The sequence below is a fragment of the Leifsonia sp. 2MCAF36 genome, assembly GCF_052115525.1.
Classification (GTDB): domain Bacteria; phylum Actinomycetota; class Actinomycetes; order Actinomycetales; family Microbacteriaceae; genus Leifsonia.
The window spans coordinates 127691-146864 of the sequence record NZ_JBFRGV010000003.1 but is presented as its reverse complement, the minus strand read 5'-3'; the positions used below and the strand labels follow the sequence as shown (position 1 = coordinate 146864).

The following is a 19174-nucleotide window of genomic DNA, read 5'->3' as shown; positions in this document are numbered from 1 at the left end:
CGTTTAGTCTGGTGAAGAGGAAAGGAACGGCATGGCACAGAACGACACGTCCAGCGAGGGCTACACGGTTTCCAAGAGCGAGGACGAGTGGCGCCGGGAACTCAGCCCCGAGCAGTACGCGGTCCTCCGTGAGGCCGGAACCGAGCGTCCGTGGACGGGCGAGCTCCTCGACGAGGGCCGCGCCGGCCTCTACACCTGTGCGGCCTGCGGTGCGGAGCTCTTCCAGGCCGGAACCAAGTTCGACTCCGGATGCGGCTGGCCGAGCTTCTACGAGTCCGTCCGCCCGGAGGCGGTCCAGCTGCTCGAAGACAAGAGCCTCGGCGTGGTCCGCACCGAGGTGCGTTGCGCGAGCTGCGGTTCGCACCTGGGCCACGTCTTCCCGGACGGCTTCGGCACCCCGACCGGCGACCGCTACTGCATGAACTCGATCTCGCTGAACTTCGCCCCGGAGTCCTGATGACCGACCTCGCCCGCCGCGTGGCGGAGCGCCGCTCCTACTCGCGGGTGACGGCGGATGCGCCCAGCCACGAGGAACTGCTGCCCCTGGTCGCTGCGGCGGGCCGGGTGGCCGACCACAGCGCCCTGCACCCCTGGCGCATCATCGAGCTGCGCGGGGCGGCGCGCCACCGGCTGGGCGACGCGTTCGTCGCCGACGCCAAGGCGACCGGCTCGGAGGCGGAGAAGCTGGCGGCCAAGCCGCTGCGCTCATCCCTTCTTCTGGCGGTCGTGTCGGTGCGGTCGAAGAGCGACAAGGTTCCCGGATGGGAGCAGGATGCGGTCGCCTCGGGCGTCGCGCACATCCTGAGCCTGCTGCTGCACGACGCCGGCTGGGGCGTGATGTGGCGCTCGGGCCACCACACCCGATCGAAGGCGGTGCACCGGATGCACGAACTGGCGAAGAACGAGCGGCTGCTCGGCTGGCTCTATGTGGGCGGGATCCCCGCCGACAGCAAGGAGGGTCACCGCACCACGCTCGACCCTCAGCGGTTCCTCTCCACCCTCGACTGACCCCGCGACGCGCCCGGGCGTTCCGCTTTGTTACGCAGGTGTTTCTGTTTGGAATCATTTCGGTACGGATTCGCAAAATCGCTGGCGTAGCCAGGTATTACAAGCATTAGGATCGGGATTCAGCGTGCGGCGTTGGATCGCGCGAGCGACACAGCAATGGGAGTAAGGCATGGCGAACGGAACCGTGAAGTGGTTCAACGCTGAGAAGGGCTTCGGCTTCATCACCGTCGACGATGGGGGACAGGACGTATTCGTTCACTACTCCGCGATCGACATGGCGGGTTACAAGGTCCTCGAAGAGGGCCAGCAGGTCGTGTTCGAGGTCGGCTCCGGGCAAAAGGGCCCGCAGGCCGAGTCGGTGCGACTGGCCTGACAGCAGCGGAAGTGATCCGCGGAGCGCCGTCCCCTCGTCGGGGGCGGCGCTTCCTCGTTCCCCCGGGGGCCACGCCGTGCTGCTCGTCTTGCACTCCACAGCAACGAGTGCCAGAATCGCTTTAGCACTCCATCTGATCGAGTGCTAATAGACGGAATCTTTCGCACACGTCCGGGAGGGACGAGAAACACATGGCAAAGATCATTGCTTTCAATGAGGACGCGCGCCGCGGCCTCGAGCGCGGCCTCAACACACTGGCCGACACGGTCAAGGTGACCCTCGGCCCGCGTGGCCGTAACGTCGTCCTCGAGAAGAAGTGGGGCGCCCCCACGATCACGAACGACGGTGTCTCCATCGCGAAGGAGATCGAGCTCGACGACCCGTACGAGAAGATCGGCGCGGAGCTCGTCAAGGAGGTCGCCAAGAAGACCGACGACGTCGCGGGTGACGGAACGACCACCGCGACCGTGCTGGCCCAGGCGCTCGTCAAGGAAGGCCTGCGCAACGTCGCGGCCGGAGCCGACCCCATCACGCTGAAGCGCGGCATCGAGAAGGCCGTCAAGGCCGTCACCGACGAGCTCGTCGCCTCCGCCAAGGAGGTCGAGACCAAGGAGGAGATCGCGGCCACCGCGTCCATCTCCGCCGGCGACACCACCATCGGCGAGATCATCGCCGAGGCGATCGACAAGGTCGGCAAGGAGGGCGTCGTCACCGTCGAGGAGTCGAACACCTTCGGCACCGAGCTCGAGCTGACCGAGGGCATGCGCTTCGACAAGGGCTTCCTGTCGCAGTACTTCGTCACCGACCAGGACCGCCAGGAGGCGGTGTTCGAGGACCCGTACATCCTCATCGCCAACCAGAAGATCTCCAACATCAAGGACCTCCTGCCGGTGGTCGACAAGGTGATCCAGGCGGGCAAGCAGCTCCTCATCATCGCGGAGGACGTCGACGGCGAGGCCCTGGCCACGCTGATCGTCAACAAGATCCGCGGCATCTTCAAGTCCGTCGCCGTCAAGGCTCCGGGCTTCGGCGACCGCCGCAAGGCCATGCTGCAGGACATCGCGATCCTCACCGGTGGCCAGGTCATCTCCGAGGAGGTCGGCCTCAAGCTCGAGAACGTCACCCTCGACCTGCTCGGTCAGGCCCGCAAGGTCGTCATCACCAAGGACGAGACCACCATCGTCGAGGGCTCCGGTGACCCGGAGGCCATCGCCGGTCGCGTGCAGCAGATCCGCAACGAGATCGAGAACACCGACAGTGACTACGACCGCGAGAAGCTCCAGGAGCGCCTCGCGAAGCTCGCCGGTGGCGTCGCCGTCATCAAGGCGGGCGCGGCCACCGAGGTCGAGCTCAAGGAGCGCAAGCACCGCATCGAGGACGCCGTCCGCAACGCGAAGGCTGCCGTCGAAGAGGGCATCGTCGCCGGTGGTGGCGTCGCCCTCATCCAGGCCGGCAAGACCGCGTTCGCGAAGCTGGAGCTGACCGGTGACGAGGCCACGGGTGCGAACATCGTGCGCGTCGCCATCGAGGCCCCGCTGAAGCAGATCGCGATCAACGCGGGCCTCGAGGCCGGCGTCGTCGTCGAGAAGGTTCGCAACCTGCCCGTCGGCCACGGCCTCAACGCCGCGACCGGTGAGTACGTCGACATGCTCGCTGCCGGCATCAACGACCCGGTGAAGGTGACCCGCTCGGCGCTGCAGAACGCTGCGTCCATCGCGGGCCTGTTCCTCACCACCGAGGCCGTCGTCGCCGACAAGCCCGAGAAGAACGCCGCCCCCGTCGGCGACCCGACGGGTGGCATGGACTTCTAAGTCCGACCGCACCAGAAGAGGGCGTCTCCCGCACGGGAGGCGCCCTCTTCGCGTCCCCGCGCGGGCCGGCCGCGCGTGAGCTCCGCCGAGGTGCTCGTAGTCGCGGGCGACACGCCGAATGCAGGTGCAACTACGAGCACCTCACGCTCGACAGGAGTGGCGGATGCGGGTGCGGGACGTGGGGCGGGTCAGGGCGCGAGGGGGGCCTACGACGCGCGGGAGCCCGCCAGCGGCAGCGAGACGCGGAACGTGGCGCCGCCGCCCTCGGTGTCGACCACCTCGACCGTTCCGTTGTGGGCGGCCACGATCGACGAGACGATCGCCAGGCCGAGCCCGCTTCCGCCGGTCTCGCGGGCGCGGGAGGTGTCGGCGCGCCAGAAACGCTGGAAGATCTTCTCGCGGATCTGCGGCGGGATGCCGTCCCCGTGGTCCCGCACCTCGATGGTGGCCCGCTCGGTGCGGTGGTCGATCTGCACCGCGACCTCGATCGGACTGCCCTCCGGCGTGTACCGGAGCGCGTTCCCCATCAGGTTGGTGACGACCTGGCGCAGCTTGTTCTCCTCCGCCATGACGATCGCCGGCTCGGCCGGCGCCGCCGGCTTCGTGAGCACGATCTGGTCGGCGGTGGTGATGGGCAGCAGCTCCGTCGTGGTCCGCCGCCCCCGACCGCGGCGCAGCCGCGCCAGCGCAGAGCCGGCGAAGGCGATCGGGCCGGTGGCGTTGCTGGGCCGCGCTCCCGCCTCGGCGAGCGTCATCGGAACGGTGTCCACGCCGGGCTCAACGGTGTCGTCCTCCTCCGGCACGACCGGTTCCGGCGTGAGCACGCTGACGACGCGGCCGGGGGAGCCGGCCATGGCATCCATCGCGGCGTCCTGTGCGATCTTCACCAGATCCACCGGGTGCAGGTCGAGCGGTTTGGTCTCGTCGAGGCGCGCCAGCTCGAGCAGGTCCTCGACGAGGATGCCCATGCGGATCGCCTCCTTCTCGATGCGATCCATGGCCTGGGCGACGTCTTCGGGAGTCTGCAGAGCGCCCATCCGGTACAGCTCGGCGTAGCCGCGCACCGACACCAGCGGGGTCCGCAGCTCGTGCGAGGCGTCGCCGACGAACCGCCGCATCTGCTCGATGGTGCGGGCGCGGTCGCTGAACGCACGGTCGATGCGGTTCAGCATGGTGTTGAGCGACCGGTTGAGGCGCCCGACCTCGGTGTTGGGGGTCGCTCCGCCGAGGCGCTGGCTGAAGTCGCCGTCCGCGATCGCCGCCGCCGTCTGCTCGACTTCGCGCAGCGGTGCGAACGTCGTCGTCACGAGCATCCGGGTCAGCCCGGCGCCGACGATGATGACGATGACGCCGAACCCGAGGAAGATCGCGAGGAAGCTCGCCATCACCGTGTCGATCTGCGACGTGGTCGTCGCGACGACCGCTGTGGCGAGCTCGCCGGTGGATGCGAACGTCTGCGTCGTCGCCAGGGCGCGGTAGGTGGTCAGCCCGTCGTGGCTGGACAGCGTGAACCCGCCCGGCATCGCCTTGGCGTTCGCCAGTGTGAGCGTCTTGGGGATGTCGGGCCGGTGCGCGTACGGGATGTTGGACCAGTTGGTCTTCACCAGTTTGCCGTCGCTGTCGTACAGCGCCGCGAAGTAGTCGGAGGGGCTGGCGTCGGTGGCGATCTTGTCTTGATCGGTGTCCGACGAGAACAGGTAGGTGTTCAGGTAGGAGGCGCCCGAGGCGGCCGAGAGCTGCGCATCCAACTGGTCGAGCAGCACCGGCTTCAGCATCGACATCGTGCCGATCCCGGTGACGAGCAGCCCGAGCGTCAGCATGAGCACGGTCACGCCCGTGATCTTGGTGCGGAGGGAGATCGCGTTCCAGCGGTCGAGCAGGCGTGAATGCATCAGGCCGTCAGTCTATGCAGCGGATGCTGTGCCGGACATGTGTGCATCAGGCGACGCACCCCTGCCCGGCAGAGCACCTCAGACCTTGGCGGCCTTGAGCATGTAGCCGAACCCGCGCTTCGTCTGGATGAGCGGCTCGCTGGAGTGCGCATCCACCTTGCGTCGCAGGTAGGAGATGTAGGACTCCACGATCCCGGCGTCGCCGTTGAAGTCGTACTCCCACACGTGGTCGAGGATCTGCGCCTTCGACAGCACGCGGTTCGGGTTGAGCATGAGGTAGCGCAGCAGCTTGAACTCGGTCGGGCTGAGCTCGATCGGGGTGTCGCCGACGAAGACCTCGTGGGTGTCCTGGTCCATGGTCAGCTCGCCGGCGCGGATGACGGCGTCTTCGTCGGCTTGCATGGTGCGGCGCAGGATGGCCTTGATGCGGGCGACGATCTCGTCGAGGCTGAACGGCTTGGTGACGTAGTCGTCGCCGCCGACCGTGAGGCCGGTGATCTTGTCCTCCGTGTCGTCCTTCGCGGTGAGGAACAGGATCGGAGCGGTGTACCCGGCGCCGCGCAGCCGCTTGGTGACGCCGAAGCCGTTCATGTCCGGCAGCATGACGTCGAGGATGATCAGGTCGGGCTCCTCTTCGAGGACCGCGGAGATCGCCTGGGCCCCGTTTCCGACCGCCCGGACGGCAAACCCGGCGAAACGGAGGCTGGTGGTGAGGAGATCGCGGATGTTCGGCTCGTCGTCGACGATGAGAATGCGGGGTCCGGCGTTCATGGAGACAGTATCTGCGCGTCAGCTGATTCTTAGCTGTGAGCCGTCGGTGCGCCCTGAGTGCGCGGCGCTGGCGCTCTCCGTGTGAACGGTGGATGCTGATCTCATGTCGAATCCGACCGTCGTCATCGCAGGCGCAGGCCTCGCCGGAGCAACCGTCGCCACCGAGCTGCGTGAGCGCGGCTTCGGCGGCCGCATCCTGCTGCTCGGACTGGAGCAGCACCGCCCGTACATCCGGCCTCCTCTGTCGAAGGAGTTCCTGAAGGGCGACGGCGGCATCGAGGAGGCGGACGTCCATCCGGCCGACTGGTACAGCGACAACGCCGTCGAGTTCGTGCCCGGTGTGGAGGCCGGGTCGTTCGAGGTGGGAGCGCACGAGCTGTTCGTCTCCGACGGCGGCCGGATCACCTACGACAGCCTGGTGCTCGCGACCGGCGCGACTGCGCGTCCGCTCGGCGTGCCCGGAAGCGGCCACGGTGCCGTCTTCGCGCTGCGGACGCGGGAGGACTCCGAGCGGCTGCGTTCGGCGCTGCAGCCCGGCGGTCGGCGCGTGGTCGTCGTCGGCTCGGGTTGGATCGGCATGGAGGTCGCCGCCGCGGCCCGCGGGTACGGCAACGACGTGACAGTCCTCGGCCGGGCGTCGGTGCCGCTGAGCGCGGCCATCGGGCGCGAGCTGGGTCGCGTCTTCGAGCGGCTGCACACGGAGAACGGCGTGGTGGTCCACAACGGCGCCAAGGTCGTCGGGGTGGATGGCGGCGACGAGCAGGTGGTCGTCCTCGCGTCGGGCGAGCGCATCCCAGCGGATGTGATCGTCGCCGGCGTCGGTGCGGTGCCGAACACCCTGGTCGCCGAGCGGTCGGGTGCCCGGCTGGGGGACGGCGTGCTCACTGACAAGGGGATGCGCACCAGCATCGAGGACGTCTACGCCGTCGGCGATGTCGCCAGCCCGTTCCTCCCGGCGATCGGCCGGCACCTGCGCAGCGAGCACTGGGCCAACGCGATCGCGAGCGGGAAGGTCGCCGCGCACGCGATCCTGGGCGAGCGCGCCTCCTACGACGACATCCCCTACTTCTACTCCGACCAATACGATCTGGGCATGGAGTATTCGGGCTACGGCCCCCTGACCGCCGGCGCCCGGGTCGTCTACCGCGGCGACGTGGAGGCGCGGGAGTTCATCGCGTTCTGGCTGCGCAACGACCGGGTCGTCGCCGGCATGAACGTCAACGTCTGGGACGTGCAGGACGACATCCAGCGGCTCATCCGCTCGGGTGCCCGGGTGGATGCAGACCGCCTCGCCGACGGAAGCGTCGACCTTGCCGCGGTCTGACGCCGCTGCTGCGGGACCGCACATGCCGTATCTGCCGCCGCTGCGCATCCCGGTGCGCCGGATCGGTGCGCGCACCTTCGACTTCTCGCGTCAGGTCGCCGTCATGGCAGTGGTGAACCGGACGCCGGATTCGTTCTTCGACCAGGGCCGCACCTACGCGTTCGATCGCGCGGTGGACGCCTGCTTCGAAGCCGTCGCGCTCGGGGCCGACTGGGTGGACATCGGCGGCGCGCCGTTCGCGCCGGGCGAGCCTGTCCCGGTCGAGGACGAGGTGGAGCGCGTGGTCCCCGTCGTCGAGGCGCTCCGGGCCGGGTCGGATGTGGTGATCTCGGTGGACACGTTCCACGCGGAGGTCGCGCGGCGCGCGATCGCCGCCGGCGCGACGGTCATCAACGACACGACCGGTCTGCGCGACCCGGAGCTTGCCCCGGTCGTCGCCGACAGCGACGCCACGCTCGTCATCACGCACAGCCTGGCCGAGCCGCGGCGGCCGTACCCGCGTCCGCACTACGGGGACGTCGTCGCCGAGGTCACGGCGTTCCTCACGGACCGGGTGGAGCGGGCCCTCGCTGCGGGCGTGCCCGAGGGGCGCATCATCGTCGACCCCGGACACGACCTCAACAAGAACACCCTGCACTCACTCGAGCTGACGCGGCGCCTCAGCGAGATCGCGGACCTCGGCTACCCGACCCTGGCCGCGGTGTCGAACAAGGACTTCATCGGCGAGACCCTCGACGCACCGCGCAGCGAGCGGCTGGAGGGCTCGCTCGCCGCCGCCGTGATCAGCGTGATGAACGGCGCGCGCATCGTCCGGATGCACGACGTGCGCGCCTCGGTCGCCGCGGTGCGGATGACGGAGGCGGTGCTGGGCTTCCGCGAACCGGCCTACCTCAAGCACAACATGGGAGACCTCAATGACTGACCCCGCCGGCCTGGTTGACCCTGCCGCTCCCGCCATCCACCGGCTGTCTCCGCTGCCGTCGCAGACCGGACTGAGCGACGACGACATCGCCGCGCTCTACCAGGAGGACGCCGGCGACCCGTGGCTGCGGGTCAACTTCGTCACCAGTGTGGACGGGGCCGCCACCCACCAGGGGCTGTCCGGCGGGCTGTCGAACGAGGTGGATGGCCGCGTGTTCGACATCCTGCGCCGCCTCTGCGACGTGGTCCTCGTCGGAGCGGGCACTGTGCGCGCCGAGGGGTACGGGGCGATGCGGGTGGATCCGACCTCCGCCCGCGTGCGCAGCGGCGCCGGGATGACCGCCCACCCCGTCTTCGCGATCGTGTCGGCCGGGCTCGACCTCGACCCGAGGAGCTCGATCTTCCAGGACGCGCCGGAGCGGCCGATCGTGCTCACCACCGGAATCTCGAGGCCGGAGACGCGGGAAGCTCTCGGGGAGGTCGCCGACGTCGTGGTCTGCGGCCGGGAGCGGGTGCAGGCGGAGCGCGGCCTGGCCGTGCTCCACGAACGTGGGCTGACGCGCATCCACTGCGAAGGAGGTCCGCACCTGTTCGCCGACCTGATCGCCGCGCGCGCGGTCGATGAGCTCTGCCTGACGGTCAGCCCGCGGCTGGAGGCCGGAACGTCGTCGCGGATCGCAACCGGCGCGGCGCCGATCGTGCCGCTCGGCCTGCGGCTGGCCCACACCCTGGCGGGAGACGACACGCTGCTGCTGCGTTATGTCCGCGCCTGACGACGAGGTCCGGCCGCACATCGACGCGTCGCTGGCGCGCCGGCTCGTGGACGCGCAGTTCCCGCAGTGGCGCGGGCTGCCCATCCGCCCGGTGGAGCACGACGGGTGGGACAACCGCACCTTCCGCCTCGGCGACGACCTCAGCATCCGGCTGCCGAGCGCCGCGGGCTACCGGGAGCAGGTGGCCAAGGAGCAGTACTGGCTGCCGCGCCTCGCCCCGCTGCTCCCGCTGCCCATCCCAGAGCCGGTCGCCGAGGGCGCGCCGGCCGACGGCTACCCGTTTCTGTGGTCGGTCTACCGCTGGCTGCCCGGGCGACCGGTCGTCCTCCTCGGCGACGTGGCGCAGGATGTGGCGCTCGCCGAGGCGATCGGCGGCTTCGTCGTCGCGTTGCGGTCGGCGCCGACCGGCGGCGCGCCGGGGCCCGGGACGCACAACTTCTTCCGGGGCGCCCCGCCCGACGTGTACGGCGAGGAGGCGCTTGCCGCGTTCCCGTCGCTCGGTGCCGACGCGGACCGGGCCCGCGCTCTGTGGGAGGAGGCGACGGCGTCTCGGTGGGAGGGGCCGCCGGTGTGGTTCCACGGGGATGTCGCGCCCGGCAACCTGCTGACCAGTGACGGCGAGCTGTCGGCCGTGATCGACTTCGGCACTTCCGGCGTCGGCGACCCGGCCTGCGACCTGGTGCCCGCGTGGACCATGTTCGAGGGCGCCGCCCGCTCGGCGTTCCGCGCGACCGTCGGCCTGGACGACGCGACCTGGTCGCGGGCCCGAGGCTGGGCGCTGTGGAAGTCCGCGATCACCGTGCGCGACCGCCCCGCCGACCCCGAGGCCCGCCGCACCCTGACCCGCCTCCTCGCTTAACCCGCCCCCGACATTTGCCCCAAATGTCGGTTCCGGCGGCGCCAGAGCGACGATTTGCCCCAAATGTCGTCCCGGCCCGCGCAGCCGACATTTGCCCCAAATGTCGGTTCCCGCGGCGGGAAAGCGACGCTTTGGGGCAAACCGGGGGGAGGCGCGAGGGCTACGCCGCCTCGAGCGCGTGCGCGTCGAGGATCGTGTACGAGTAGCCCTGCTCGGCGAGGAACCGCTGCCGGTTCTGCGCGAAGTCCTGGTCGACCGTGTCGCGTGCCACCAGCGTGTAGAAGTTGGCGGACAGGCCCGACTCCTTTGGCCGCAGCAGGCGGCCGAGGCGCTGCGCCTCCTCCTGCCGGCTGCCGTACGAGCCGGACACCTGGATGGCGACCGTCGCCTCCGGCAGGTCGACCGAGAAGTTCGCCACCTTGCTGACGACGAGCAGCTTGGTGCGGCCGTCCCGGAACTCCTGGAACAGCCGCTCGCGCTCATCCACCGGCGTCGCACCGGTCAGCTTGGGGGCGTGGAGCGCGTCCGCCAGTTCGTCGATCTGGTCGAGGTACTGCCCGATGACGAGGATGCGCTCACCCTCGTGCCGCTCGACCAGCTGCCGCACGATGTCGAGTTTCGCCGGTGCGGTGGCGGCGAGACGGTACCGCTCGTCGTCGGGCGCGGCGGCGTAGCTGAGCCGGTCGGACGCCGGGAGGTCGATGCGCACCTCGTAGCAGGCGGCGGGGGAGATGAAGCCCTGCGCCTCGATCTCCTTCCACGGCGCGTCGAAGCGCTTGGGGCCGATCAGGCTAAAGACGTCGCCCTCGCGGCCGTCCTCGCGGACCAGCGTCGCCGTGAGCCCGAGCCGGCGCCGCGCCTGCAGCTCCGCGGTCAGCTTGAAGACCGGCGCGGGCAGCAGGTGGACCTCGTCGTAGACGACGAGGCCCCAGTCGAGCGCGTCGAGCAGCGCCAGGTGCGCGTACTCGCCCTTCCGCTTGGCGGTGAGGATCTGGTACGTCGCGATGGTGACCGGCTTAACCTCCTTCACCTGCCCGGAGTACTCGCCGATCTCGTCCGCCGTCAGTGTGGTGCGGCGCAGCAGTTCGTCGCGCCACTGCCGCGCCGAGACCGTGTTGGTGACCAGGACGAGCGTCGTCGTCTTCGCCGTCGCCATCGCGCCGGCGCCGACCAGCGTCTTGCCCGCGCCGCAGGGCAGCACGACGACACCGGAGCCGCCGTCGAAGAAGTTGGTGACCGCTTTGCGCTGGTAGTCGCGCAGCGCCCAGCCGTCCTCCTTCAGACCGATCTCGTGCGGCGTGCCCGGCGTGTACCCGGCGAGGTCCTCAGCGGGCCAGCCGAGCTTCACGAGCTCCTGCTTCAGCTGCCCGCGCGCCCACGCCTCCACGACGAACGTCGCGTCGTCGCGCCGCTCCAGCAGCAGCGGAGAGATCCGCTTCGCGCTGGCGACCTCGGTAAGCACCGGGAGGTCCGTCGAACGCAGCAGCAGCGTCCCCTCGTCGTCGCGCTCGATGACCAGTCGGCCGTAGCGGGCGACGGTCTCGGTCACGTCGACGGAGACCGTCTGCGGGATGGGGAACTTCGAGTACCGCTCCAGCGTCCCGAGCATGTCCTCGGCGGTGTGCCCGGCGGCCCGCGCATTCCACAGGCCGAGCCGGGTGATCCGGTACGTGTGGATGTGCTCGGGCGCGCGCTCCAGCTCGGCGAAGACCGCGAGGTCGTGGCGCGCATCCTCCGCCTCGGCGTGGGCGACCTCGAGGAGCACGGTGCGATCGCTCTGGACGATCAGGGGGCCATCAGACATAGCTGACCAGCCTACGCCCTGCGGCTGGTGCTCCCTGCCGTTGTGGCCACTCGCCGTTCTGCTGGCGCCCGAGGTGCCGCTTCGTTCGCTACCCGGTGTGCGACCGCCCGCAGGCCGGGCACACGCACGTGGCCGACATTGGTTCGTCGAAGAGTGGATGGTTGCGTGCTTCGGCCGACACCCACGGCACATCGGAACGTGCCGCTTCCGCGAGCAGCGTCTGGTCGGTGATGAACCGGATCCGGGACGCCAGCCACACCCGCGCCTGCCCGCGCACTTCCAGGCGGCTGAGCAGGATGATCAGCGACGCCATCCCGAAACGGCCGGACGTGGCGGTGTCGATGCGGTCGAGCAGCTGGTCGATCGTCACGGCGTCGATCTTGAGCGGGAGCTCACACTCGCCGGCGGAGTCCGGGACCACGGAGGCGAGCAGCAGGTCGTTGAGCTCGTCGTAACCCCAGGTGCTGCGGGCGGCGAACCCGGGCAGTTGAAGGGTGTAACTGGTCGTCATCCGGCTGGTCGTCTCCCGTCACGTGCGCCATCGCATCACCGCGATGCTACGGAGGGGTAGACCGCACCGGCCAGAGTGCGAACGCGCGGAAATGCCCGCATAGTGGTCGTCGGCCCAGCAGGCGCCAGCCCCGACTCAGGGGGCCGGGCGCATCCCGCGCACGCTGGAGAGCGGGAGGGTCCGCTCGATGTCCGCCGCGCGGTCCCGCCCGCGCAGGCGGCCGCCGCCGACGCCGGTCGGCTCGAGCAGGTAGTCGACGACACTGCCGTCCGGCATCGCCACCTCGATCACGATCGTCTGCCGCGCCCGGACCGCGATATCCAGCTGCCGGATGAGCCACTGCTCTCCGGTGTCGTCGCCCGCCTCCACCTCCGCCTGGCGCAGCCGCACGACCAGCTCGGCGTCGCGGTCCTGCTCCTCGGCGGCTCCGGGATGCGCGACCCGCTGCCGCCGCAGCGTCACCTCGTTCCCGTCCGCGTCCTCCGCGACGACCGGGTACCGGGCGTCGCTGAGCGCCCAGAACACGACATCGCGCGGGAACCGGCTGACCAGTTCCTCCTCCCGGGTCGGCGTGAGCCGCAGGGAGGCGAGCGTCTGATCCACGTGGATGGTGCGCAGCAGCGTCGCGTCCTCCGATCGAACGGCCGAACGCACGCCCTCGCCCCCGACCTCGTGCACCCGGACCCGGCCGTGCCGTTCGGCCGCGTTCGCGATGAGGTAGTCCACCGGCTGCGGGAGGCCGGTCAGCGAGATGGTGCTGAGGAACTCCCGGATGCCCTCCGCCGTCTCTCCCGCCGTCAGCGCACGGTCGACCGAGGCGCGCGAGATGCGGAACGTGGACGCCAGCGCCCGGGACTCCAGCTCGGCGAGCCCGCGCAAGCGGGACTCGATCTCCGGCGCCAACGGCCCAGGCGAGACGATCGTCAGGTCGTGCTGCAGGTACACGCGGTGCACCTCGGCCGGGAACTGCGCGGCCATGACACGCGTCGCCGCATCCGGTCCGCCCTCCACGAGCGCCGCACCGGCCGAGCTCGGCGCCTGGTGCGCGGTCACGCCCAGCCATTCCGCGAGGCGCGTGTGCGCATCCACCCGCCGCTGCGCCTCCTCGACCGACGCCGGGTACAGCCACGCGACGTGTTCGCGCAGGCTGTCGCCCCAGGCGGCCCGGCTGCGCAGCGCCAGGAGGGTACGGATGTCGCCGGGGAGCGCCTCCAGCCAGGCGGTCGCGAGCGTGCGCCAGCGGTCGGCGCTGGGGGAGTGCGACCAGGCGGCGGCCTCGTCGGTCGGCAGCCACGTCCCGTCGCCCACCGCCACCAGCCCGGCGCGCTCGGCCGCCGACAGTGCGACGGGGATGAGGTCGGCGTCGAGGGAGAGCGCCTCCGAGAGCCGCTTCACGGCGGGCAGCGCGAGGCCGCCCTTCTGCAGCCGCCGCGCACCCTCGCGGCCGAGCTCCGCCAGCAGCTCGGAGACGGCCGCGACGGATTCGAACGCGCGCTCGGAGGCGAGCCGGTCGGTGAACCGGCGCTCCGTGTCCGGCACCGGGGCCAGGGCCGGCGGCGGGGGAGTGTGCAGGACGCTGTCGCCGGAGGGCAGGCCCAGGGCCGGCCATCCGGCCAGCTGAGCGGTCACGGCGTCGTAGACGGCGAACGACGCACCTTCGGCCGGCTCGGTGAGCAGCAGATCGGCCATGTCTTTCAGAGCCGCCGCCACGGCATCCCGGGAAACTCCGGCCGTTGCGGGCTCTGCGGCGAGCAGGGCGGTGACCTCGTCGGTCGTCAACGCCGTAGCAGCCCGGTCGAGAACGACGAGCGTCGCCAAGTGGATGCGGTCAAGCGGCGTCAGGGTGCGCTGCAGCGCGTCCGCGTCGAGCAGCGCATCGGCGAGGTCGAAGAAGTCGGACACGCCCGTCCGCCGGTACGAGCGACCGTGCAGGACCGAAGCGAGCACAGTATCGTCCAGCCCGCGCAGCCGGGCTGCGAGAGCGAGCGTCGTGGTCATCCGCCGAACCGCCGGCCGCCAGGCCTAGCGCCGGCCCTTCGGGCCGTTAGCCCCGTTCGCGCTGTTTCCGGCGCCGGCCGCGCGGTTCGCCGCCCGGTTGCGCCGCGCGCTCACGACCAGCAGCACGATGATCAGCACGAAGGCGATCGGGAGCGCCACCAGGGGGAGGACGAAGACGGTCGGCCAGAGGCCCTCGCCCGATCCCTGCTGCGCGAACTGGCCCGCCGCGGTGCCGATGAGGATGGCCGCGATGCAGACCAGAGAGAGGATAACGAGCGCCGCGACGATGTAGGCGAGGATGCGCTGAAGCCGCGATGCTGGCGGCGAGGTCTGCTGGGTCACGAAATCAAGGATAATTGAGGACGGTCATCTGATCCCCCATCTGAAGTGAGGTTCCCATGCCAACCGGCAAGGTCAAGTTCTACGACGACGAGAAAGGCTTCGGCTTCATCAGCTCCGATGACGGCCAGGAAGTCTTCCTCCACGCCTCGGCGCTCCCCGCCGGCGCCGTCGTCAAGGCGGGGACCCGTCTCGAATTCGGAATCGCGGACGGCAAGCGCGGCGCGCAGGCGCTCTCGGTTCGCATCCTGGAGGCTCCGCCGAGCCTCGCCAAGCTGAAGCGGAAATCTGCCGACGACATGGCGATCATCGTCGAAGACCTCGTGAAGCTGCTCGACGGCATCGGCTCCAACCTGCGCCGGGGCAAATACCCCGACAAGGCGCACGGCGCGAAGATCGCCGCGGTGCTGCGCAAGGTCGCGGACGACCTGGATGCCTGAGCTGGGCGACGAGCGCGACGTCGAGGCTGAGGCTGAGGCTGAGGTCGTCTTCGCTGAGGGCGAAGCTGCCGGCGAGGTCGAGGCTGTCGCCGGCGGCGAGGCTATCGATGACGCGGACATCGCGGAACCGGAGCCGGAGGCGGAGCCGGTGGCGGACGAGGTCCTGCTCTCCGCTGCGCCGCTCGCGCTGAGCGCGCTCGCCGGGATCACTCCGGAGGCGACGATCGGCGAGCCGCTCGGCCACCGCGTCGACGGCCCGCACACCGTTTCGCTGTACTTCGAGTCGCGTCTCTCCGGGTATCCCGGCTGGCGCTGGACCGTCACGCTCGGCCGCGCCGACGAGGACGGCGAGCCGACCGTGCTCGAGACCGAGCTGATGCCCGGCGACGGCGCCCTCCTCGCACCCGACTGGGTGCCGTGGTCGGAGCGCCTGGCCGACTACCAGGCCGCTCAGCAACTTCTCGCCGCGCAGGCTGCGGAAGCGGGCGACGAGGATGTTGAGGACGATGAGGACGAGGACGAGTCCGACGACGAATCCGATGACGACGAGTTCGACGACGGCGAGGACGACCGCGACGTGCACGACCTGCACGGTGACGACGACCTCGACGGCGTGGACATCGACAGCGTCGACGTCGACTTCGACGAGGAGACCGACGTCGACTCCGTCCTCGACCTGGAGGCCGAAGAGGCTGCAGCGCTCGCTGAACCCGAGGACGAGTCAGGCGACGGTGCTGAGCAGGACGAGGAGGAGGACGACGACGCCGACTTCGACGCCGCTCCCGCGTCAGTGCCGGCGGGCGACGGTGAGGTAGCCGAGTCCGAGCAGCCCGAGGGCGATTCCGACGACGATGGTCCAGAGCCAGGTGCTGGTCCCGATGCCGACGATGAGCACCACGACGAGGGCGACCACCCACAGGCCTAGCCCGACGAGCACGGCCCGCCGGTCATCCGTCTTGACGGGGACCGGGTCGGGCCGTCGCTCGTTGTCGCGGAGCCAGAGGCGCATGGCGCTGGTCAGCCCAGCCGCTCGACCACGTACTCGATGCAGCCGATCAGGGCCCGCACATCCGACGGGTCGATCGCCGTGAAGGTCGCGACGCGCAGCTGGTTGCGGCCCAGCTTGCGGTACGGCTCCGTGTCGACGACGCCGTTGGCCCGCAGCGCCTTCGCGACGGCTGCCGCGTCGATCCGGTCGTCGAAGTCGATCGTCACGACGACCTGCGAGCGGTGCTCGGGGTTCGTGACGAACGGCGTCGCGTAGTCGACCCGCTCCGCCCACTCGTACAGCGCGCCGGACGACTCGCGCGTGCGGGCGTCGGCCCAGGCGAGCCCGCCGTTGCCGTTCATCCACTCGAGCTGGTTCTCCAGCAGCACCAGAGTCGCGATCGCGGGAGTGTTCAGCGTCTGGTTGAGGCGCGTGTTGTCGACCGCGTTCTTGAGGCTCAGGAACTCGGGGATGTAGCGGTCGCTCGCCGCGATCCGCTCGACGCGCTCCAGGGCGGCGGGGGAGAACAGCGCGAGCCACAGGCCGCCGTCGGAGGCGAAGTTCTTCTGCGGCGCGAAGTAGTAGACGTCCGACTTGCTGGCGTCGAAGTCGGCGCCGCCTGCGGCGCTGGTCGCGTCGATCACGGTCAGCGCGCCCTCGTCGCCGTTGACGCGGCGGACCGGAGCCATCACGCCGGTCGAGGTCTCGTTGTGCGGCCAGGCGTACACATCCACGCCCTCCACGACCTCGACCTCGCTGCGCGAGCCGCCTGGCGCCTCGATCACGTGGGGAGCATCCAACCACGGCGCCTTCGCCGCCTTGGCGAACTTGCCGCCGAACTCGCCGAAGACGAGGTTCTCGCTGCGCCTCTCGATCAGGCCGAAGGCGGCCGCATCCCAGAACGCCGTGGAGCCGCCGTTGCCGATGACCACCTCGTAGCCGTCGGGCAGGCGGAACAGCTCGCCGAGCCCTTCGCGCACCCGGCCGACCAGGTTCTTCACCGGCGCCTGGCGGTGGGAGGTGCCGAGCAGCTCCGCGCCGGCGCCGGCGAGGTAGGCGACCTGCTCCGGGCGGACCTTGGAGGGTCCGCACCCGAATCGACCGTCGGCGGGCAGCAGGTCAGAGGGGATCGTCACGTCCGGCATAACTGAAGTGTATTGGCTGTTGCATCACGGGGACGGCGGGTTACGGCCGCTCCGGCCTGCGTCTGGCTGTCTGCCGCAGGAAGTAGGCTGATATCCGACATTCGCGCGCCGTCCTGTGGAGGGGTACATGACCGATCTGATCGACACCACGGAGATGTATCTGCGCACCATCCTCGAGCTCGAGGAGGACAACATCGTCCCCCTGCGCGCACGCATTTCGGAGCGCCTCGGGCACTCCGGTCCGACCGTTTCGCAGACCGTCGGGCGCATGGAGCGGGATGGCCTGGTCGTCGTCTCCGGCGACCGTCACCTCGAACTCACCGCCGAGGGCCGCCGCAAGGCCGTCAACGTCATGCGCAAGCACCGGCTGGCCGAGCGCCTGCTGAGCGATGTCATCGAGCTGGAGTGGGAGTACGTCCACGAAGAGGCGTGCCGCTGGGAGCACGTGATGAGCGAGCAGGTCGAGCGCAAGCTGCTGACCATGCTTGGGCACCCGACGGAGTCGCCGTACGGCAACCCGATCCCCGGATTGGGCGAGCTGGGCGCAGCCGATACCTCCGCATCCACTGAGAGCCTCGTCAACCTCGTCGACGCCGTCCGCGGCAGCGATTCCGGCGTGTCCGCGCGCATCCGGAGGCTCGGCGAGCCCGCGCAGGTCGACCCGGAGCTGCTGCTCCAGCTGAAGCAGGCGGGTGTTATTCCGGGCTCGACCGGCACTTTTTCTCCGGCCGGCTCGTACGTCGCCGTGCAGATCGACGGCTTCGACGCCGGGCTGGAGCTCCCCAACGAGCTCGCGGCCCACATCTTCGTCGACGCCTGAATCCCGTTACCAATTCGTTAAAAACCCTCCAAAAGATGTGACAAACGGGAGGCGGTCCCGTAGTCTCTAACGAGTTCGAACGGGCCAGAAGCCGGCCCATCAGAACCCTGGATCGCGACGCTCCACCCCCCCTTTGACCCGTCTCGCGATCCGTGAAGCCGAAGCCACCCAGCTTGGGACGGGGGCAGCATCCCTAGTGCTGCCGGAGCGCTGGAGGTCACACTTTGGCATCATCGAGCACGCCCGGTCCCGACAAGGACCGCACGCACCCGAACCAGAGCGCTTCTTCGACCCTCTCCCGTCGCGCCGTGCGCACGGCCGGGTCGCCCGCGCGCACCACTGCGTCGACCGGCGAGCAGCCGAAGAAGAAGCGCAAGGGCGGTTGGATCCTGAACGCCGGTGTCATCACCGTCGCTGCGGGCCTCGTCGCCACCATGTCTCTCCCCGCCTTCGCGTTCAACCCGAACGGCACCGACAGCGCCGCCTTCGGCCCGAGCGCCGCGGACGCGATGAAGAAGGCCCAGTCGCAGACGGTCGAGGTCGGCGGTGTCACCTCCGCCGCGGTCAGCCGTGACGCGGCCTCCGCCACCACCGAGGAGCAGCTCAACGCGCAGAAGGCCGCCGTTGCCGCCGCTGCCGCCGCCGAGGCGGCCCGTCGCCAGGCAGCGATCGAGCTGACCACCTACGCGAGCAAGTCGAGCAGCGGCCCCTCGGTCTCCGACTTCCTGGCCAACCCGCCGTACCCGAACTTCAGCCTCTCGCAGGTGTTCTCGGTCGCGAAGCAGTACATCGGCACCCCGTACGTCTACGGCGGAGCCAGCCCCGCGGGCTTCGACTGCTCCGGCTACGTGATGTACGTGTACGCGCAGTTCGGCATCAACCTGCCGCACTCCGTGTCAGGCCAGGCCGCGATGGGCAAGCGCATCTCCCTTGCGGACGCACAGCCCGGCGACATCGTCATCATGTCCGGCCACGACGGCTTCTACGCGGGCAACGGCAACATCATGGATGCGCCCGACGTCGGCCGCTCCATCTCGATCCGCCCGATCTGGACGAGCGACTACTACATCGTCCGTCTGGGCATCTGAGCCTCAACGTCTGAACTCTCTGCTGGCCGTTCCTTCGGTTTCCGGCCGGTGAACACTACGCACCGCAGCACCCGAGCGGCGCGCCCCGAATAGGTGGCGCGCCGTTTCTGGGTTACCCTGGCGTTCTGACGCTGCGTGTCGCAGCGTGCAGATTTTCGGAGGATCCGATGGCCGGAACACGTTCCGCCGGGCCGCTGAGGGCGACCGGGTGGGACGAGCGCGGCCTGGAGTTCCTCGCCTGCCGCCACCACTTCGAGGCCTGCCACCGCCTCCATGTGGCCTGCCACCACCATGCCGCTGCCATCCTGG

General features: G+C 69.9%; 19 protein-coding genes and 1 pseudogene. 12 read left to right on the top strand and 8 right to left on the bottom strand.

Annotation, left to right across the window (positions count from 1 at the left end):
• Nucleotides 1–31 precede the first annotated feature (31 nt).
• The 4 genes from msrB (at nt 32) to groL (ending at nt 3192) form a co-directional block, all read left to right on the top strand.
• Nucleotides 32–457, top strand: a complete 426-nt coding sequence (msrB, locus tag AB4079_RS05990; protein ID WP_441786379.1) for a peptide-methionine (R)-S-oxide reductase MsrB — start codon at nt 32–34, stop codon at nt 455–457.
• The gene (locus AB4079_RS05985; RefSeq protein WP_441786378.1) at nt 457–1008 is read left to right on the top strand and encodes a nitroreductase family protein; all 552 of its coding nucleotides are present in this window, start codon (nt 457–459) and stop codon (nt 1006–1008) included. The genes msrB and AB4079_RS05985 overlap by 1 nt, the downstream gene beginning before the upstream one ends.
• A gap of 169 nt (nt 1009–1177) precedes the next feature.
• A complete protein-coding gene (locus AB4079_RS05980) occupies nt 1178–1381 on the top strand; it encodes a cold-shock protein (protein WP_441786377.1) in 204 nt (67 codons plus the stop codon).
• 191 nt (nt 1382–1572) lie between these two features.
• Nucleotides 1573–3192 carry a chaperonin GroEL gene (gene groL / locus AB4079_RS05975; RefSeq protein ID WP_441786376.1) on the top strand — a complete coding sequence of 540 codons (1620 nt, stop codon included), beginning with the start codon at nt 1573–1575 and terminating at the stop codon, nt 3190–3192.
• Nucleotides 3193–3398: 206 nt separating this feature from the next.
• On the opposite strand, the gene AB4079_RS05970 is transcribed toward groL, so the two are convergent.
• Both AB4079_RS05970 and AB4079_RS05965 read right to left on the bottom strand, forming a co-directional pair.
• Nucleotides 3399–5084, bottom strand: a complete 1686-nt coding sequence (locus AB4079_RS05970) for a sensor histidine kinase (RefSeq protein ID WP_441786375.1) — start codon at nt 5082–5084, stop codon at nt 3399–3401.
• A 78-nt stretch (nt 5085–5162) separates the two neighbouring features.
• On the bottom strand, nt 5163–5855 hold the full coding sequence (locus tag AB4079_RS05965; RefSeq protein WP_374009860.1) for a response regulator transcription factor: 693 nt from the start codon (nt 5853–5855) through the stop codon (nt 5163–5165).
• A 103-nt stretch (nt 5856–5958) separates the two neighbouring features.
• On the opposite strand from AB4079_RS05965, the gene AB4079_RS05960 reads away from it, so the two are divergent.
• Genes AB4079_RS05960 through AB4079_RS05945 form a run of 4 tightly spaced genes read left to right on the top strand, consistent with a single transcriptional unit; the run spans nt 5959 to nt 9732 of the window.
• Nucleotides 5959–7179, top strand: coding sequence for an NAD(P)/FAD-dependent oxidoreductase (locus AB4079_RS05960; protein ID WP_441786374.1), 1221 nt, complete (start codon nt 5959–5961; stop codon nt 7177–7179).
• Nucleotides 7133–8101 carry a dihydropteroate synthase gene (gene folP, locus AB4079_RS05955; RefSeq protein WP_441786373.1) on the top strand — a complete coding sequence of 323 codons (969 nt, stop codon included), beginning with the start codon at nt 7133–7135 and terminating at the stop codon, nt 8099–8101. Before AB4079_RS05960 ends, folP begins: the two co-directional genes overlap by 47 nt.
• Nucleotides 8094–8873 carry a pyrimidine reductase family protein gene (locus AB4079_RS05950; RefSeq protein WP_441786372.1) on the top strand — a complete coding sequence of 260 codons (780 nt, stop codon included), beginning with the start codon at nt 8094–8096 and terminating at the stop codon, nt 8871–8873. The genes folP and AB4079_RS05950 overlap by 8 nt, the downstream gene beginning before the upstream one ends.
• A complete protein-coding gene (locus AB4079_RS05945) occupies nt 8860–9732 on the top strand; it encodes an aminoglycoside phosphotransferase family protein (RefSeq protein WP_441786371.1) in 873 nt (290 codons plus the stop codon). Before AB4079_RS05950 ends, AB4079_RS05945 begins: the two co-directional genes overlap by 14 nt.
• A gap of 160 nt (nt 9733–9892) precedes the next feature.
• Here AB4079_RS05945 and AB4079_RS05940 read toward each other — a convergent pair whose 3' ends face one another.
• From AB4079_RS05940 to AB4079_RS05925, 4 genes are all read right to left on the bottom strand, one after another.
• A complete protein-coding gene (locus AB4079_RS05940) occupies nt 9893–11536 on the bottom strand; it encodes a DNA repair helicase XPB (protein ID WP_441786370.1) in 1644 nt (547 codons plus the stop codon).
• A gap of 88 nt (nt 11537–11624) precedes the next feature.
• The gene (locus tag AB4079_RS05935; RefSeq protein WP_441786369.1) at nt 11625–12047 is read right to left on the bottom strand and encodes a hypothetical protein; all 423 of its coding nucleotides are present in this window, start codon (nt 12045–12047) and stop codon (nt 11625–11627) included.
• Nucleotides 12048–12182: 135 nt separating this feature from the next.
• Nucleotides 12183–14045, bottom strand: a complete 1863-nt coding sequence (locus tag AB4079_RS05930) for a helicase-associated domain-containing protein (protein WP_441786368.1) — start codon at nt 14043–14045, stop codon at nt 12183–12185.
• A 24-nt stretch (nt 14046–14069) separates the two neighbouring features.
• The gene (locus tag AB4079_RS05925) at nt 14070–14387 is read right to left on the bottom strand and encodes a hypothetical protein (protein ID WP_441786367.1); all 318 of its coding nucleotides are present in this window, start codon (nt 14385–14387) and stop codon (nt 14070–14072) included.
• Between the two features lie 56 nt (nt 14388–14443).
• Here AB4079_RS05925 and AB4079_RS05920 point away from each other — a divergent pair, with 56 nt between their 5' ends.
• A complete protein-coding gene (locus tag AB4079_RS05920) occupies nt 14444–14824 on the top strand; it encodes a cold-shock protein (RefSeq protein ID WP_441786366.1) in 381 nt (126 codons plus the stop codon).
• Nucleotides 14817–15749 carry a DUF3027 domain-containing protein gene (locus tag AB4079_RS05915; protein ID WP_441786365.1) on the top strand — a complete coding sequence of 311 codons (933 nt, stop codon included), beginning with the start codon at nt 14817–14819 and terminating at the stop codon, nt 15747–15749. The genes AB4079_RS05920 and AB4079_RS05915 overlap by 8 nt, the downstream gene beginning before the upstream one ends.
• Here the strand turns inward: AB4079_RS05915 and AB4079_RS05910 are convergent.
• A pseudogene (locus AB4079_RS05910) lies at nt 15678–15833 on the bottom strand (DUF2530 domain-containing protein); the annotation flags it as partial. The gene AB4079_RS05915 and the pseudogene AB4079_RS05910 sit on opposite strands and share 72 nt — an antisense overlap.
• An 8-nt stretch (nt 15834–15841) precedes the next feature.
• On the bottom strand, nt 15842–16957 hold the full coding sequence (serC, locus tag AB4079_RS05905; RefSeq protein WP_441786364.1) for a phosphoserine transaminase: 1116 nt from the start codon (nt 16955–16957) through the stop codon (nt 15842–15844).
• 127 nt (nt 16958–17084) lie between these two features.
• On the opposite strand from serC, the gene AB4079_RS05900 reads away from it, so the two are divergent.
• Both AB4079_RS05900 and AB4079_RS05895 read left to right on the top strand, forming a co-directional pair.
• Nucleotides 17085–17777, top strand: coding sequence for a metal-dependent transcriptional regulator (locus tag AB4079_RS05900; RefSeq protein WP_441786363.1), 693 nt, complete (start codon nt 17085–17087; stop codon nt 17775–17777).
• A gap of 224 nt (nt 17778–18001) precedes the next feature.
• Nucleotides 18002–18865: a C40 family peptidase gene (locus AB4079_RS05895; RefSeq protein WP_441786362.1), complete on the top strand. Its 864-nt coding sequence runs from the start codon at nt 18002–18004 to the stop codon at nt 18863–18865.
• The last annotated feature ends 309 nt before the right edge of the window (nt 18866–19174 follow it).